The sequence below is a fragment of the Pseudomonadota bacterium genome (assembly GCA_016195085.1).
GTDB lineage: Bacteria > Pseudomonadota > Alphaproteobacteria > SHVZ01 > SHVZ01 > JACQAG01.
The window spans coordinates 1-15,978 of the sequence record JACQAG010000043.1 but is presented as its reverse complement, the minus strand read 5'-3'; the positions used below and the strand labels follow the sequence as shown (position 1 = coordinate 15,978).

Annotated in this window: 16 protein-coding genes and 1 tRNA gene; 7 read left to right on the top strand and 10 right to left on the bottom strand. The window is 63.2% G+C overall.

Annotated elements, in window-relative coordinates:
- The first annotated feature begins 13 nt into the window (after window positions 1-13).
- Window positions 14-87: transfer RNA gene (locus HY058_13540), tRNA-Gln, on the top strand.
- Between the two features lie 66 nt (window positions 88-153).
- A complete protein-coding gene (locus tag HY058_13535; GenBank protein MBI3498321.1) occupies window positions 154-648 on the top strand; it encodes a hypothetical protein in 495 nt (164 codons plus the stop codon).
- Here the strand turns inward: HY058_13535 and HY058_13530 are convergent.
- A complete protein-coding gene (locus HY058_13530) occupies window positions 577-1,566 on the bottom strand; it encodes an IS1595 family transposase (protein MBI3498320.1) in 990 nt (329 codons plus the stop codon). The two genes, HY058_13535 and HY058_13530, sit on opposite strands and share 72 nt — an antisense overlap.
- 100 nt (window positions 1,567-1,666) lie before the next feature.
- On the opposite strand from HY058_13530, the gene HY058_13525 reads away from it, so the two are divergent.
- Window positions 1,667-1,909, top strand: coding sequence for a hypothetical protein (locus HY058_13525; GenBank protein MBI3498319.1), 243 nt, complete (start codon window positions 1,667-1,669; stop codon window positions 1,907-1,909).
- 3 nt (window positions 1,910-1,912) lie between these two features.
- On the opposite strand, the gene HY058_13520 is transcribed toward HY058_13525, so the two are convergent.
- Both HY058_13520 and HY058_13515 read right to left on the bottom strand, forming a co-directional pair.
- A complete protein-coding gene (locus HY058_13520) occupies window positions 1,913-3,301 on the bottom strand; it encodes a hypothetical protein (protein MBI3498318.1) in 1,389 nt (462 codons plus the stop codon).
- Between the two features lie 167 nt (window positions 3,302-3,468).
- On the bottom strand, window positions 3,469-3,558 hold the full coding sequence (locus HY058_13515) for a homocysteine S-methyltransferase family protein (protein MBI3498317.1): 90 nt from the start codon (window positions 3,556-3,558) through the stop codon (window positions 3,469-3,471).
- A gap of 468 nt (window positions 3,559-4,026) precedes the next feature.
- Here HY058_13515 and HY058_13510 point away from each other — a divergent pair, with 468 nt between their 5' ends.
- The 3 genes from HY058_13510 (at window position 4,027) to HY058_13500 (ending at window position 6,663) form a co-directional block, all read left to right on the top strand.
- Entirely contained in the window at window positions 4,027-4,878 is an 852-nt protein-coding gene (locus tag HY058_13510; GenBank protein MBI3498316.1) for a transporter substrate-binding domain-containing protein, read from the top strand.
- A gap of 341 nt (window positions 4,879-5,219) precedes the next feature.
- Window positions 5,220-5,873, top strand: a complete 654-nt coding sequence (locus tag HY058_13505; GenBank protein ID MBI3498315.1) for an amino acid ABC transporter permease — start codon at window positions 5,220-5,222, stop codon at window positions 5,871-5,873.
- Window positions 5,874-5,904: 31 nt separating this feature from the next.
- On the top strand, window positions 5,905-6,663 hold the full coding sequence (locus HY058_13500) for an amino acid ABC transporter ATP-binding protein (GenBank protein ID MBI3498314.1): 759 nt from the start codon (window positions 5,905-5,907) through the stop codon (window positions 6,661-6,663).
- 23 nt (window positions 6,664-6,686) lie between these two features.
- Here the strand turns inward: HY058_13500 and HY058_13495 are convergent, their stop codons facing one another.
- Both HY058_13495 and HY058_13490 read right to left on the bottom strand, forming a co-directional pair.
- Window positions 6,687-7,622, bottom strand: coding sequence for a homocysteine S-methyltransferase family protein (locus tag HY058_13495; protein ID MBI3498313.1), 936 nt, complete (start codon window positions 7,620-7,622; stop codon window positions 6,687-6,689).
- 224 nt (window positions 7,623-7,846) lie between these two features.
- Window positions 7,847-8,863: a membrane dipeptidase gene (locus HY058_13490; protein MBI3498312.1), complete on the bottom strand. Its 1,017-nt coding sequence runs from the start codon at window positions 8,861-8,863 to the stop codon at window positions 7,847-7,849.
- Window positions 8,864-8,932: 69 nt separating this feature from the next.
- Between HY058_13490 and HY058_13485 the strand changes: the two genes are divergently transcribed.
- Window positions 8,933-10,036, top strand: a complete 1,104-nt coding sequence (locus HY058_13485; protein ID MBI3498311.1) for a mandelate racemase/muconate lactonizing enzyme family protein — start codon at window positions 8,933-8,935, stop codon at window positions 10,034-10,036.
- Between the two features lie 301 nt (window positions 10,037-10,337).
- Here the strand turns inward: HY058_13485 and HY058_13480 are convergent, their stop codons facing one another.
- The 5 genes from HY058_13480 to HY058_13460 all read right to left on the bottom strand — a co-directional run bounded on the left by HY058_13480 (window position 10,338) and on the right by HY058_13460 (window position 15,607).
- A complete protein-coding gene (locus HY058_13480) occupies window positions 10,338-11,924 on the bottom strand; it encodes an ABC transporter substrate-binding protein (GenBank protein MBI3498310.1) in 1,587 nt (528 codons plus the stop codon).
- Window positions 11,925-12,144: 220 nt separating this feature from the next.
- Window positions 12,145-13,650, bottom strand: a complete 1,506-nt coding sequence (locus tag HY058_13475; GenBank protein ID MBI3498309.1) for an amidase — start codon at window positions 13,648-13,650, stop codon at window positions 12,145-12,147.
- 92 nt (window positions 13,651-13,742) lie between these two features.
- Entirely contained in the window at window positions 13,743-14,006 is a 264-nt protein-coding gene (locus HY058_13470) for an AbrB/MazE/SpoVT family DNA-binding domain-containing protein (GenBank protein ID MBI3498308.1), read from the bottom strand.
- 160 nt (window positions 14,007-14,166) lie between these two features.
- Window positions 14,167-14,502 (bottom strand): peptide ABC transporter substrate-binding protein, encoded by a 336-nt coding sequence (locus HY058_13465; GenBank protein MBI3498307.1) that lies wholly within the window; start codon window positions 14,500-14,502, stop codon window positions 14,167-14,169.
- Between the two features lie 37 nt (window positions 14,503-14,539).
- The gene (locus HY058_13460) at window positions 14,540-15,607 is read right to left on the bottom strand and encodes an extracellular solute-binding protein (protein ID MBI3498306.1); all 1,068 of its coding nucleotides are present in this window, start codon (window positions 15,605-15,607) and stop codon (window positions 14,540-14,542) included.
- Between the last annotated feature and the right edge of the window lie 371 nt (window positions 15,608-15,978).

Below are 15,978 nucleotides of genomic sequence, written 5' to 3'. Positions count from 1 at the left end.
CACGCGTCCCCGTTGGGGGATCGTCTAACGGTAGGACAGCGGACTCTGACTCCGCCAGTCTAGGTTCGAATCCTAGTCCCCCAACCAACTTGCATCGGTATTAGGGCGCAAACACCACAAGCCAGAAGTCTAGCACGTCCCTAGATTCTCGGCATGGCCGAACCGATTGCCGTGATGGCGTTGAAGCGCAAGCGTGACCTGATCTCGGGCACCATTGCGCACTATGAGCGACTCATCCGCGAGGCAGAGCACGACCTGGCGCATATCAATGCAGCCCTCCGGCTGTTTGAAGCCACGGGCGAAGCGCAAGACCTGCCGCCCTACGTAGACCTCAACCGGGTTCTGCGGCGCGGAGAGACGACCAAGATCTGCATGGACGCCTTGGCGAACGAAGGGCCGCTAGATACCCGCCAGCTCGCGCTCCGGGTCGTCCGCGCCAAGGGCCTCTCCGAGAGTGACAAGGTGCTAGCGCAGACCGTGGCGCTGCGAGTGGTTCAGACGCTCAGGATGCGAGCGAGGCGAGGCAAGGTCGAAAGCGTGACGCGGACCAAGGGCGTCTGCGTCTGGCGCTTGCCCTCAGACCGGCCGGTCAACATGACGCTGCCAATAGCCTGTGAAGTCCACGGACGGCCCGCGCCGCATCGCTAGGTGGGCGACGCGCTCGGTTTGCTCGCCATTGGTCACCCGGCGGTTGTCTTCCCGCCAAGACGCCTCTTGCGCGTATCGCAGGAGATAGACGCCCGCGATATGGTGGTGGTGCCCGATCTCCGCGCGGCGCAACCGCGAGAAGTATTCCTCGGCCATGTTAGTGCAGGCTTCGCCGTCGCTATAGGCGTCTTGGTGATTGATGCGGCGCATTTCAAAGCGCTTGTTGAGGCTATCCCACCCGGCCGCTTCGTCGGCATTCACGACCGTGCCCGGCTGAATGCGAGACGTGATCCAGGAGAGGGCCTGGCTCTCGGTCGAGAACACGGCGGGGACGGAGTTCCCGTTGCGCTCACGGACGATCACAACGGCCTTGCGCTTGCCATTCTGGTTACGGGCCAGCCGCCGATCGCGCCGATGCTCGCGCCAGTTGGCCGGCTTGATATAGCCGCCGAAGTACCCGCCATCGATCTCCGCGACCTTGCCAGCGCCGCCGACCGTGCGGCCCTTCATCTCTTCGGCCATCGCTTCCCGCAACTTGTGGGTCAAGACGAACGCGGCCTTGTAAGACATGCCGAGGTCGCGGGAGAGGGCGAGCGCGCTCTTGCCCTTCACTTCGTTGCAGAAGATGGCGATGGCCGCCAGATAGGCCCGGAGCGGCAGCTTATGGGAGGCGAACAGCGTCCCGGACGTGATGCTGAAGTCTTTCCGGCAACCCCGGCAGCGGAACCGTAGGGCGCCCGTATGCCGGCGGCACTCATAGGCGTTCAATGTGCCGCAGCTCGGGCAGAACGGGGCGCCATTGGTTTCGGGCCAGCGGATCTGGCGGAACATGGCCTCGGCCTCCGCATCCGTCATGCGAAAGACCGACGCTAGCGTGAGCGTCTTGGCTTTCGATGATAGGAGGAAGTGCTGGGTCATGGGATTGTTTGCGGCCTCTAGGTATCATTTATAATCCTTTCTTGGCCCTTGTCAACACCAAAAAGGTCAAATATGATACCTAAAGAACGGAGGTAATCCCATGGGACTTGCAAAGACAGAGGCAGAGATTGGGGAGCGAGCGTCACGGTTTCTGAAGGCCGAACTAAAGCGGGCCGACGTGACCTATGAGGAGTTGGCCAAGAGATTGAAAAAGCATGGCCTGCCAACCGAGACGAAAGACTCGATCAAGGCCAAGCTCATGCGGGGAACGTTCGCAGCCACGTTCCTGCTGGCGTGCCTAGCGGCCCTCGAATTGGAAGGCGTGAGGTTGGAGGATCTATAGGCGTTAGAAGCTGGAAACCTTCACGCCGCGCTGCTCTAACACTGCAAGCACGTCGGCCCTTACGGGGGTGCGTCCAACTGTGAGATCAGCGAGTGCCGGAAGATCCAGCAACGGCGAGATATCGAATACCATAAGGCCAGTCAGGGCCATTTTTTTGAGGAGTTTTAGTTTACGCAACGGCTCGACCGAGAAGATAGGAAGCTCACGAAGATTGAGTTCAGTGAGGTTCTTGAGATTTTCAATGAACGTGACATCCGCGATAAGAAGGCTCCCCAAGGTGAGCGTCCTTAGCTCTGTTAAGTCGCCTATCACTTGTGCATCTTTTACCGGCGCCTGGGTTCCGAACCCGAGCGCCGAGATCATAAGCTGGCGTAGCTTAGCGAGCCTCTGAAGTGGCGCGATGTCGTACTGTTGGGTGCCCCCTAAGATGGTTAACGTTTCTAGATTAGTTAAATCGCCTACTCGCGATAGATCGATGGCTCGTTGGTCGATAATGGTGAGCTTTTTTAGGTTCGCCAGACTCCTTAAATGCGAAAGTCCCGGAACCTGCATTCCATCAATCGTTAAATCATTCAGATTCTTGTTCTGAGCAATCGGGAGCAAATCAGTTACCCGCGTTCCTCGGACGTCCAATGTCTCAAGGGAAGCCAGACCGGCCACCGCCGATACATCATCGACAAATGTTTGCCCCAGATTGAGCACCTTCAAGTGAGGGAGGGCAGCAACAAAATCCGCGTTCCTGATCTTTGTCATGCCCAATCGAAGATCTTGCAGGCTTGTGAGTGATGAAAGGACAGCGGGGTCCACCGTCCCGCTTCCGTTGAGCGGTAATTGCGAGATCGTGAGGCTGACAAGGTGGGTGAACCCGCGAAGCTCAGAGATGTCCGTGAATTGTCCGGCACTGATTACGATGTTTGTGCAGTTTGGTGCGTCCGCGAGATAGTGAAGGCCGGCAATCCCATTCATCTGCCCAAGCTGGAGCGAAAACGGCCTCTTTAGCATTCGAAAAAATGCCGCCGATTCTTCCATCGGGGGTAATGAACGGCCGGCGATTTCAAATGAGATTCCATCGGACGTTGGCCTCACCGCCCACCCCAGTCCTGCGAGCCGCGCGATGGTTGTGGTGTCAGACTCGGCGGTCTGGAATCCTCCCTCTTGGGCTAAGCCAAACCAATTCGGCCTTAACGCAAATGCGCTGAGCCCTAGAAAACCAATCCCTGAGATCACAAGGCCAATTGTGACCGCCATTCGCCGGGCCTTTCGGTCGGTAATGCGCTTGAGCGTGCCGTGGGCCATGCTGAGAACTAACCCACCGACGCCAATATATAGCGCCCAGTCCCCGACGTAGATCATGACGAGGCTGGCGAAAAATAGAACGAAGTCCCACCGCATCTCAGACTCCTATCGCGAGTCCGGGAAACGGGCAAACTGAACAATAATGTTGCGTGCGAAGCCTCGGGCTCGCCTTTGTGGCGTTTGCGCCCTAATACCGATGCAAGTCGGTATTAGGGCGCAAACGCCACAAGCACCAAAGGCCAGCCACGCCTCGTTGCGTCGCCTCACGGCGCGCTCCTTGGAACCACGGCGCGAAATGCTGCGATATGCTCGGGCGTCGTCGCACAGCAGCCACCGACGATCTGGGCACCCATGCCGAGCCATGCGGCGGCGTGCGGGAGACCTTTGTCGTCGTGCCCTCGCCGTCAGCCCGTGTTGACGCAGATCTCGTTCAGAGCGCCAGGCATGACCGCTCCTGACGCGGCTTTCGGCAGCAACCGCCGATCCGCAAGGGGGTCAATGCACGCATCCGCCAACGGCCGGATAATTGACAGTTCAACGACCAGGGGCCTACCTTCGCGGTTCTCGGGCGCCGGTTGCCGCAAGAGTTCATGCGGCTCCCAAGGCAGCCTGCCGACCGGGCCCCTGTGCTCACCTCTGAAGCCGAATTCTGCAAAGCAGATGGGCAAGCTGCGCAACGGTTCTGGGCAAGTGGAGTGTGCTGCAAGGCAACAGGACGAAGCCGGCAGCGGAGTGATCCGAAGCCCGCGCACAGCCGACCAATGTCTCTCCTGCCGGAAGTCCCCGATCGGCGAATACGGTCAATGCGGAGGAAACCGACGATGAAGGTGATGGTGATGCTCGGCGCTGCTCTCGGATTGGCCGCCGCGGCTTCGATGAGCGGTCCGGCGAACGCCCAGACCAAGAACCTTTGGAACAAGATCTCGGAGAGCGGGACGCTCACCTGCGGGGCCATGGCCGCGGTTCCGATGAATTCATGGAAGGTCGACGGTCCGGTCCGGTACGAAGGCTATTCGATCGGATTCTGCCGTGAGCTGGTCAAAGAGCTCACCAAGGCGATGGGCAAGCCGATCAAGCTCGACTTCTACGAGACGACCTTTGCCAACGTGGTACTCGATCTGCAGTCGGGAAAGATCGATCTCTGGGCCGGCATGAGCGCCACTGAAGAGCGCAAGAAGGCGCTCGACATGACGGGCCCGCTATACGACCTCGCGCACTGCGTCGTGCAGCGCAAGGGCATGGGCGCCTTGAAGACCTGGGAGGATTACAGCAAGCCCGAGATCAAGATCTCCTCGGCCACCGGCACCAGCGACGAGAAAGCGCTTCAGGAGATGGCGCCGAAGGCCGCCAACATGTCTTTCAAGGACAACGCCGCCGCCATCCTCGCGGTGCAGTCGGGCCGTGCCGATGGCTACGTCACCAACGTGCTGTCCTGCCTCAGGATCCTCAAGGAAAGCCCGACCGTGTTCGGGGAAATCGTGGTGCCGACGCCGGTCCGCAGCCTGCCTTCGGCCGGCGGCGTGCGCAAGGATGGCGACGGCCGGTTCTTCAAATTCGTCGACGAATGGGCCGCGCGGTCGCGCGCCGATGGCACGGTGAAGGCCGTCATGACCGAAGCCATCATCAAGAACGGCCTCGACCCGACTCAGTTGCCGGCTGGGTTTAGCTTCTAGAACAGGTTCCGCGACGGTGGAGTCATTTTTTGACTCGTCACTGGCGGACTTGACCCGCGGCTGTCCGGTGGAACTAAACCGGCGGCATCATCGCCAGACAAGCCCAACTCTGAATCGTCATGGCCGTGCTTGTCGGGGGTGGACTTTGGGGTCGGGGCCGCGAAGAGCGGACCGACGGGAGGATCACCCCCGCCCCGACCCTCCCCCGGCCATCGACGTCGTGGCGTTGCACGATCAAAGGCGTGGATCGCCGGGACAAGCCCGGCGATGACGCTTTTAGATAGGATTTTGCCTCGCACCGGTTTCGGGGCGCGGCGGGCGGAAAGTGAGATGAGGCTTCCATGGGTTACCAATATGATTTCGGCGTAGTCCTCAAATCGGCTTGGTTCGAGGCCGTGCTGATGACGCTCACCTACGCCGTCGGCACGGTCGTCGGCGGCCTCCTCATCGGCGTTCTCTGCGGCGTCGCACTGCTGCTGCCTTATCGCTGGATCACCATTCCGATCAACGTCTACGTCCAGTTCTTCCGCTGCACCCCGCTCCTGATCCAGATCGTGTGGTTCTTCTACGCGCTCCCCATCGTCATCAATTTCAATCTGCCGGCGTGGGCGGCGGCGGGGCTCGGGCTGACACTCTACATGGGGTCGTTCTGCGCCGAGATCTTCCGGGCCGGCGTCATGTCGATCGACAAGGGACAGTGGCAGGCGGCGCGCGCGCTGGGCATGACCTATCTGCAGCTGATGCGCCGCATCATCCTGCCGCAAGCGACGCGGCGGATGGTGCCGCCCTTCGTCAACCAGTCGGTGCTGCAGCTGAAGAACACCTCCCTTCTCTACGTCGTCGCGGTCCCCGACATCATGTATGTGAGCTCGCAGATCACGTCCAGCACCTACCGGCCGCTCGAAGTCTATACATTCGCCGCGATTCTCTATTTCCTGCTCTTGTACCCGATGACCCAGTTGGCGCGCCGGCTCGAAACCCGTGTCGACGGCTGAGGCTGGCGTGCCGATAACCAGCGCCAAGCCGATGATCCGCATCACCGAGCTGCATAAACACTATGGCGATCTGCACGCGCTCAAAGGCGTGTCATTGCAGGTGCCCAAGGGCGGCAAGTGCTTTGTCATCGGACCATCGGGCTGCGGCAAGTCGACGCTGCTCCGCTGCATCAATCTGCTCGAGGATCCTTCCAGCGGATCAATCGAGGTCGGCGACGACGTGATGCGCTTTGGACCCGGCCACCGAATGCCGCCGGGCCGCGTGCTGGCCCGATACCGCTCCCATGTCGGCATGGTGTTTCAGCAATTCAATCTGTTCCCCCACAAGACGGCGATCGAGAACGTCATGGAGGGTCCGGTCGTGGTGAAAGGCACCAAGCTCGCGGAGGCGCGCGATCTCGCCATCGACCTCTTGCGCAAGGTCGGCTTGGCGGAAAAGGCCGGCGTCTATCCCTCGCAGCTCTCGGGCGGCCAGGCGCAGCGAGTGGCGATCGCCCGCGCGCTCGCCATGCAACCGAACGTCATGCTGTTCGACGAGGTGACCTCGGCGCTCGACCCCGAACTGGTGAGCGAGGTGCTGAACGTGATCAAGCGGCTCGCCGTCGACGGCACCACCATGGTCGTGGTCACCCACGAGATGGCGTTCGCGCGCGACATCGCCGACACCGTGTGCTTCATGGATTCCGGGGCGATCAGCGAGATGGGGACGCCCGAGGCGATGCTCGTCCGGCCGCAGAACCCACGCCTGCAAGCGTTCCTCAGCCGCTTCCTGTCCGAGCGGCAGGCGTAAGGGACGCGCCTACTCGAGCCGCCTCATGGCGCGCTCCTTGGAACCACGGCGCGAAGGGCTGCGATATGGTCGGGTGTCGTGGCACAGCAGCCACCGACGATCTGGGCGCCCATGGCGAGCCAGGTGGCGCCATCCTGGGCGAGATTTTGAGGCGTATAGGTCGTGGTATCGAGCTGGTGCCACTGACGGCCCTGATCGAACGCCTCGCTGGCGCGGCGGTAGCCGATGTTGGGGTAGGCGCCGATGGGACCCGAGTAGGCCCGGCGCAGCTTCGGCAGGCCGGCCGAGATGGACCCGGGGCTGCTGCACATGAGCAGCATGGCGTCGACTTTGCGCGGGCCGAGGGCGGCCACGAGCTGATCGTAGGTTTCGCCCAATTGCATGTTGCCCTCCGGGGTGACGTGCCGGATCCCGATCATGATCGGCAGACCGACCGGCTTGACCGCGTCGATAGCGGCGACGATATCGTCGACATAGCCGATATATTCGACCAGCAGCAAATCGACCCCACCCTCCTTGAGGGCGCGCGCCTGCATGGCGAACTCCCTGGGCAGATCGATGGGATCGACCGGCACGCGACCGCCACGGGGCGGCGCCATGCCGCCGGCGACATAGGCGTCCGGACGCAACCGATCGCGCGCCTCGACGGCGATCTCGCCGGCTTGGCGGGTATACTCCGCCGCCTTGTCGCCGAGGCCGACGAGGCCCAGCTTGAGCGAGTTGGTCCAGAAGCTGTTGGTGGTGGCGATGTCGGCGCCGGCCTTGAAATAATCCTCATGGATCTCGCGCACAGTCTCGGGGGCATCGCGCATGGCGGTGGCCGACCAGGCGCCGAGCTTGTCCGCGGTGGCGCCATGGGAGACCCAGACCCGGCGCCGCTGCAGCTCCGATCCCATGGCGCCGTCGAGCACCAGCGGCGCTCCGGTCGCGAGACGCTCACGAATATCCGGTCTAGCCATGGCGGGCACCCCCCTGGTTCGAAGACGGTCGCAGTTTGAGCGCCGCCTATAGTCTGATCCGATGGCGTGGAATCCCCCTCACCCAGCTTCGGCTAGGCTCGGCTTCGCCTCGCCAAGCCTTCGCAACCCTCTCCCCCATTGGGGGAGAGGGTAGGGTGAGGGGGTGATCGAACCTCGTCGGATCAGACGCTAGCCTACCTCCAACGAGCCCATTTCCAGGGGGCCTATTTCCAAACCGTCTCCGCCACCCTGAGGAAGTTGCCGCCTAGGATATTGCGGATGTCGGTCTCGCCATAGCCGCGCTCCAGGAGAGCTTGGGTCAGGCGCGGCGCCTCCTCGGGCGGCACATAGCCGGATCCGCTGTCGGGATATTGCCGCTCGGGCCAGTATTCGCGCGAGCGGGAGGAGGGCCAGGGCTGGTTCGGCTTGTGGGCATGCAGCACGCTGTCCATGCCGAAGCCGACGTGATCCGGGCCCACGAGCTCGACCATGTAGTCGATGTGCTGGGCCAGGTGCTCGACCGTCGGCCCGTCGGGCCCGAGGAAGCGGCCGACACCGGTGACGCCGATGACGCCGCCGGTCGCCGCACAGGCCTTGATCTGGTCGTCCCAGATGTTGCGCTCGTGGTCGCAGAGCTTGCGCGCATTGGCATGGCTATAGATGACCGGCGCCTCGGACAGCCCGATCGCCTCCATCGAGGTCTTGTAGGAGCAATGCGAGCAATCGACGACCATGCCGACCCGGTTCATCTCGCGCACCACCTGGCGGCCGAACTCGGTCAAGCCGATGTCCTCGTCGTGGCAGCCGCCGCCGGCCAAGTTGTTGCGGTTGTAGGCGAACAGCATGTGGCGCACGCCGAGCCGGTAGTAGAGGTCGACCATGCCGATGTCGCCATTGAGCGCGTCCATGCCTTCGAGATCGAAGGTGACTGCGAGCTTGCCTTCCTTGCGGGCGCGGTGGATGTCGGCGACGGTCTCGACCTGCAGCACGATCTCGGGATGGGTGCGGATCCAGTGGCGATACTGCGAGGTGGCTTCCAAGGTTTTGGTCCAGGGCATCACGTCATAGCCGGCATTGATCGAGAGATAGTCGATGCCGGATGAGCCCCAGCGTTCCAGGTCCTTCAGGACTGATGCAGTGGTGTAGCCGAAGCCGCCATGCTCGTCCCAGACCAGCGACTCGGCGTGCAGCCGCGCGGCGCGCTCGGACACGCCCCAGCTGGCGGTATTGTCGAGCGGCATCATGAGCCTCCTTGCCCTTGACCCAAACATCAGGGACGGTAGCACATCTCTCTCTTCCGGAACCCCGCGATGAAGATCACCCGTATCCGCACCGGCATCGTCAACCTGCCGGCAGACGAGCCGCTTGCCAATGCACCCGACAACCCGAGCGGCAAACGGCCGATCGTCTGGCTCACTGTGGCGACCGATGCCGGGGCGGAAGGCCTGGGTGTCACCTATTTCGGCGCCGCCTTGACCGGCACGTTGCGTCACGCCATCGACGCGCTGGGCCAGCTCTGCCTCGGCGAGGACCCCATCAGGCTCGAGGCGGTCCACCAGAAATTGCGCGACGCCGCGGGCAGCTCGGCCGGGCCGGGCGGGATCTATCACCTGGCGTTGTCGGCGCTCGACATGGCGCTGTGGGACATTCGCGGCAAGTCCTTGGGCCTGCCGCTTTGGAAATTGCTCGGCGGCTTGCGCGACCGGGTGCCGACCTATGCCAGCGGCGCCTTGATGCGGGGCTTGCCACTCGACCGGGTGGTCAAGGCCGCCGCCACGCTCAAGGACAAGGGCTGGTGCCAGATGAAGACCCAGCTGGCTCTCCCCGGTGAGACCACACCGGAAAAGGAGGTCGAGCGCATGCGGTTGATCCGCGAAGCGATCGGCCCCGACATCAAGCTCATGTGCGACATCAATCAGCGCTGGCGGCCGGAGCAGGCGATGGATATCGGCCGCCGCATCGAAGACGCCGGTGTCGGGTTGTTCTGGCTCGAAGACGTCACCGCCGCCGACGATTTCGCCGGCCTCGCCAGGGTCGCCGATGCGCTCGCGACCCCGGTTGCCGGCGGCGAATATGTCTGGGGCATCGTGCCGTTCCGCCACATGATGGAAAGGCACTCGGTCGACATTCCGATGATCGACCTGGTCAGGGTCGGCGGCATCACCCAATGGATGAAGGTCGCCGGCATGGCCGAGGCCTTCAACCTACCGGTCGTGAGCCACCTGATCCCCGAGGTGCATGTGCACCTGATCGGCGCCATCCCGAACGGGCTGACGGTGGAGTACATGCCGTGGCTGACGCCGCTGTTCAAGGAAGTGCCGGTGCAGCAGAACGGCGAGCTCACGATGCCGTCGAAGCCCGGGCTCAGCCTGGAGTTCGATCAGGCGGCGCTCAAGCGCTACGACGCCGGCTGAGGAGGCTCATGTGTCGCGGGCTTTCGCCTGAGGACTATTGCCGCCGGGCATGAGGGTGCCCGCCGGAGCGCCAGCCTAGGTTCGAATCCGCGTCCCCCAACCAGCCTTCGCCGCTTCGCGGCTACGGCTGGCAAGCCAGCTTAAGAAGTCGGCTATTTCCCGTTGCGAGATGCCGCAAGGCGGCGAAGGCTGCCCGTCGAAGCTTTAGCGAAGACGGGCTGTCCGATGAAGTATGTCTACCTTCTCGAAAGCGTGACCACTCCCCGCCGCGCAAGCGACGGGGAGGGTAGAACAGCTCTGCTCATCCCGAGAAGTAGACGTTGGCTGCGCGCGGGATGCGGTAGGGACGATAGTTCTGCACGTTCGCCCTGACCGCCTGCACCTTGGTCAAGGAGCCGAAGGGCAGCGCATAGACTTGCTCCAGGAGACGCTTTTGCGCGGTGGCGAAGGCGGCCTTGCGGATCTCCGGCGTGGCGCCGTTCACCATTTCGCCGAAGGCGGCGTTGAACGGCTTGTCGGCCTCCTCGGGGGACTTCGGCTTATAGACGCTGTTGGGAGCGGCGAAGGTGCGGATGCCGGCAACCGGGCCCAGCACCGGGTCGGTGCCGAGGCCGGTGAAGAACCAGTTCCAGCCGGTGCTGCTCGTCGTCCGCATCGCAATGGTCGCCGGCCAATCCAGCACCAAGAGCTTCGCATTGACGCCGATGGCTTTGAGCTGCTCGGACATGACCAGGGCGGCATTGTACATGCTGGTGTAGTCGCGGTTGGTCAAGAGGACCATCTCCTCGCCCTTGTAGCCGGCCTCGGCCAGGAGCTGCTTCGCCTTCGCCGGGTTCTTCTGGTTGTAGGTCTCCTTGCCGGCGTCGGTGTAAGCGGCTTGGCCCGGATACTGGTAGCCGACATTGAGCTTGTAGGCGCCGTCGGAGGCCGCCTCCATGATCTCGTCCATGTCGAGGGCGGCCTGCACCGCCTGGCGGAACTTGAGATTGTCGGTGGGCGGTGCCGAGACGTTGGCCATGGCGATCTGAATCCACCAATTGTAGAGCGGCTTCAGCACCACGTCCTTGTTCTGCTTCAAACGCTCCTGGGACTTCGTCGGCACGTCCTCCACACCTTGCAGCTCGCCGGTCTCGATGCCGGCGACGCGGGCACCGGGCTCGGTCACGATGCGGAAACTGACGCTGTCGACGCAGGCGAGCTTGTAGCCGCCGAAGCCGTCGATGTCCTTGAAGCGGCTATCCGGCGTATAGGCGTCGAACCGCTTCAGCTTCACGTGGCTGTCGGGCACGAACTCGACGAATTGCCACGGGCCGGTGCCCACCGGCTCGAGCTGCATCACCGGCGCCTTGGCGTTCTCTGCCGGAACGATCACGATCGGCACCAGGAACGAGCTCAGATTGTCGAGGAAGGTCGGCTGCGGCGCCTTCATATGGATGACGAAGGTGGACGCATCGGGCGCATCCCAGCCCTCGACGATGTCGAGGATGCCGCGGTCGATGCCGATCGGCTTGTAGCGGTCGAAGGAGGCAACCACATCGGCGGCGGTCATGGGCTTGCCGTTGTGGAACTTGACTCCCTGCCTCAGCTTGAAGACGTAGGTCTTGCCGTCCTGGCTCATGTCCACCGACTGCGCCAGCTCGAGTATCGGGCTAAAATTGTTGTCCCGGGTCATCAGGGACTCGAAGATGTTCATGGCGACGTTGCGGGTCGAGATCGCCGAGGAGGTATGCATGTCAAGGCTGTTGACCTTGGCTTCCTGGCCGAAGACGAACTCGCCGCCCTTCTTCGGGCAGGTGAATTGCTGGGCCACGGCATCGCCGCCGGCAAACGCCAGCCCGGCGACCGAGGCCAGGAGCCACGTCAAGCCGCGATTTCCCCTGAGTGTCATGGCCGATCTCCTCTTTGGTGAGCCTTACCTGTCGGAAACTTATTTCCTTTCCGGCAACGGTAGACCCGGCCATGGGCCGGCACAAGCGAGCGGTGTCCCTCGTCGGCGATTGCAACGCGGGCACCACACACGATCGCTAAGCTGCTGAAATCGGTCGGATTGTAGCGATCTCGACCTCCGCCCGCCTAGGTCCGAATACCAGTCCCGCAACCAGCTTGCATTAGCCGATCCCCCGCCACGGCTTCCGGTCGAGCGGGGGTGTGGTCACCTTGTAGTCACGGGTGATCGGGGCGGCCTTCGCCAGCTTCTTCAAATCCGGTACCGGGCGGCAGAGCTCTTTGTCGCCGGCGACGGCCTGCTCGATCGAATGCGCGGCCGAGAGCGTGAAGAGATCGGCCGCGGCGGGCCCCGTGATCATCAGGCCGAACGGTGTTCCCGTCGGCTCGAGGCCCATCGGCAATGACAGGCTGGGGTTGCCGGTCAGCGAGATCATGTAGGTGAGCGAGAACCAATGGTAATACGTATTCAGCCGCTTGCCGTTGATCTCGTTCATGTAGAGCTGGCTCCACGGGAACGGCGGGATGGCGACCGTCGGCGACAAGATCAGATCGTAGTCCTCGTAGACTGCCTGGACCGCGCGGTAGATGCGTGTCTGCTCGGCTTGCGCCCAGGCGACGTCGGCGGCCGAGTAGCGCAAGCCCTCCTCGTAGTTGGCGATCATGTTGGGCCCGAGCAGATTGCGGTGTTTGGCATAATTGGCACGCTGGGCGTTCAGCATCCCCGTCGCGCGGAGCACGCCGAAGGCCTCGTGCGCGCGACCCATGCCCGGCGTGATGCGGTCGCACGCCCTGAACAGCGATCCGAGCTTCCCGATACGCCGGCGGAACGTCTCGGCGATCGCCTTGTCGACCGGGCACACACCCCAATCTACGGTGTAGCCGACCCTGAGCCGAGACAGATCCATGGCAGCGGGATCGAGGAACACCTCGCCATCGATCGGCCGCGACAGGGGATCGAGTTCGTCGAACGCCGCCTGCGCCGAGAGCAAGAGGCAGGTGTCGGCGACGCTGCGGCCCATCGGCCCCTGGGTCGGGATCATGTTCCAGCCCTGGGCGCGCGTGTCGGTCGGCACCAGGCCCGGCGATGGACGAAAGCCGACGATGCCGCAGAACGCCGCTGGAATGCGCAGCGAGCCGCCGCCATCGGAGCCGGTGCAGAGCGGCAGCATGGAGGTCGCCAGCGCCACCGCCGAGCCGCCGGACGAGCCGCCGGGGGTGCGCCTGGGGTCGAAGGGATTGCCCGTGGGTCCGTAGACCGGGTTGTTGGAATTGGCACCGGCGCCGAACTCCGGCACGTTGGTCTTCCCCACCACGATGGCGCCCGCCGCACGGCAGCGCCGGACCATCCGGTCGTCCTCTTTCACGAGGTTGTTGGCGAAAATCGGCGAGCCGAAGCTGTTGATCAGCCCTTGGGCATCGTCAAGATCCTTCACGCCCAGGGGCAGGCCATGCAGCGCCTTCAAGTCGTCGCCGGCCATAACGGCTTTCTCCGCCGCCTTCGCCTCCCGCATGGCGCGGCCCCAGATCGTGTCGGTCACCGCCTTGACCGCATGGTTCACCCGATCGATGCGGCGGCGGCAGCTCCGCAGGAGCTCGACCGGCGACAATTGCTTGGCGCCGATGAGACGGCGCGCTTCGACGGCGGAGAGGTCACAGGGCTCGGTCATCTCACTCTCTTCAAAGGCGCGGTTCAGGATGGTGTTGTTGCGGAGCGCGCGCCCGTTGATGGCCGCGATCACGGTGTCGGTGTCGAGCCCGACTATTCCTCGAACACGGGACGCGCAGGCGGTATCGATGGCTGCCCCGGCCGTCGCTCGGTGAGGAAATCGGCGCCGCCCAAGCGGTCGATCTCGGCGAAGACTGCCTCGATGTCCCGCAGGTCCCGCTCCACGGGCTCCAGCAGGACGCCGCGCCCGACGCGCCGGACGCGTACTTCCTTGCCGGGCAACCGAAAGGATTTGGGCAGCCGCACCGCCTGGCTGCGGCCGTACTTGAACAATTTTGCGGTGCCGGTTTCAGCCATCGCAGCACCCCAGCGCTGGTTCTCAAACTACTTGATAGATACCATAGATATTCATCGGCTCGATGCCTCAAGCACAACGCCCGATGCTGCATTTGCCCGCCAATACGCAACGGGCTCTAGGCAGGCTGGCGCCAGGACGGCTGAGTTGGGTCCGAGCGGGCTACCCCCGGTCAATCCCGAGAACGCTTCGTACCGTCCTCTGCGTCCCCTCGGTGAAACGCGCAAACTCCGCTTCGGTGAGCAGGTCGAGGCGCTGTATGACGCAAAGCCGCATCACGGCTCTCGATCTCCGCATGTCGTTGAATGCGTCGGCGATCTCGTCGTCGCGATCCTTAATCAGACGGAAGATCGCGAGATATCGTTCATGGTTGCTCCGGCTCGTATCGGCACCGATGCTCCCGATCTCATCGAGGATACGGCGGCAAAGGCGATCGAGTGCGATCGGATGGAGCTCTCTCAGAACCCTCCAATCCCGCTCCGGAAAATCGCTCGCCATCGGCAGGATCCGCTTTCGGAGACGAGCCCTTCGCCGGTCAAATCCCGAAATACTGCGCGTACTTCTGCTTGATGGTCTCCATGGCCTTCTCCTGCTCCGCCGGGTCGGAGCGCAGGATCTTGATCTCGGAGAGGGGCTTGCGGCCGGCCTTCAGCTTGACCTCGGGGTGGAAGGACCGCAGAGCCGCGACGTCGCTCATCAGCTGCTGGCCCTCGCGGGAAAAGAAGTAGCTGACGAACAGCTTGGCCGCGTTCGGATGCGGCATGTTCTTGGCGATGGCCAAGCCGCCGATGGCAATGGGCGTGCCCTCGCTCGGATAGATCACGTCGACCGGGCTGCCGCTCTCCTTCATCTGCAGGACCAGGTACTCCGAGCCGTCGGCCATGATCGCCCGCTCGCCCAAGGCGATCTTCTTCGGCGGCTCGGTCGCCGATTGCAGCTGCATGACCCGCTGCTTGCCCAGCTTCTCGAAATACTCCCAGCCGAGTGCCTGGCTGATGGCGAAGGTGGCGGTCATGATGATGCCGCTATAGCCCGGATGCGCCTTGACGATCTTGCCGCTCCATTTCTTGTCGAGAAGATCGGCATAGCTCTTGGGCGCGTCTTCCGGCTTCACCTGCTTGGTGTTGTAGCCCATGGCCGAGAGCGTGTAGCGGACGCTGGCAAAGCAGCCATCGGGGTCGCGCTCGGCGGCAGGCCACTTCTCCGCCACCTCGGTCGGCAGGAACGGCTCGAGCCAGCCCTGGCGCTTCCAGGCGAGGAAATGCGTCTGGTCGGAGGATTCGAGCACGTCGGCGGCGTAGATGCTGCTGCCGCGCTCCTGCGCCAGGCGCTGGAAGATGCGCTCGGCGCCGTTGCGCTCGACCTGGACGGAAACGCCGGGATAGGCCGCCTCGAAGGACTTGGCCAGGTTCTCGATCACCTGCACGTCGATCGAGGTGTAGAAGACGACCTTGCCTTCCTTCTTCGCCGCCTCGATGAGCGCCGGCGTGATCGGCGCCGGCGCCGGTGCCGCGGCCAGAGCCGGCTCCGCCGCGAGCATGAAACCTGCGGCAAGCGCGAGGCGCCGGAGGCTCGCGGCTGCGCCGATGCGGTCGGATCCCATCATGGCTTCCTCCCTTGGTGCCTTGTTTGAGCCCATGGTAGTCGTATCGCCGTTGGGCGCAATGCATTCGTGTGGACGCTTCAGCATTACGAGGTTCACCACGGAGACACAGAGGACACGGAGACGAGAATGATTTCTGCGCGCTTCGCGCGCGAGATCCTTCTTTCTCCTCCGTGCCCTCCGTGTCTCCGTGGTGGATCTTTCTTCGATTATCGTCATGCCCGGACTTGATCCACGGCTGTCCGGTTTAGTTTTTGTAGACAGGGCGCATGACGTTGATTCATCTGCGTCTGGAACGTCTGGCAACGTTTCTGAACACGGAAGGGACCAACGTCATGCGCCACCAGAATAGCGTATTTCACAGCGTTCAT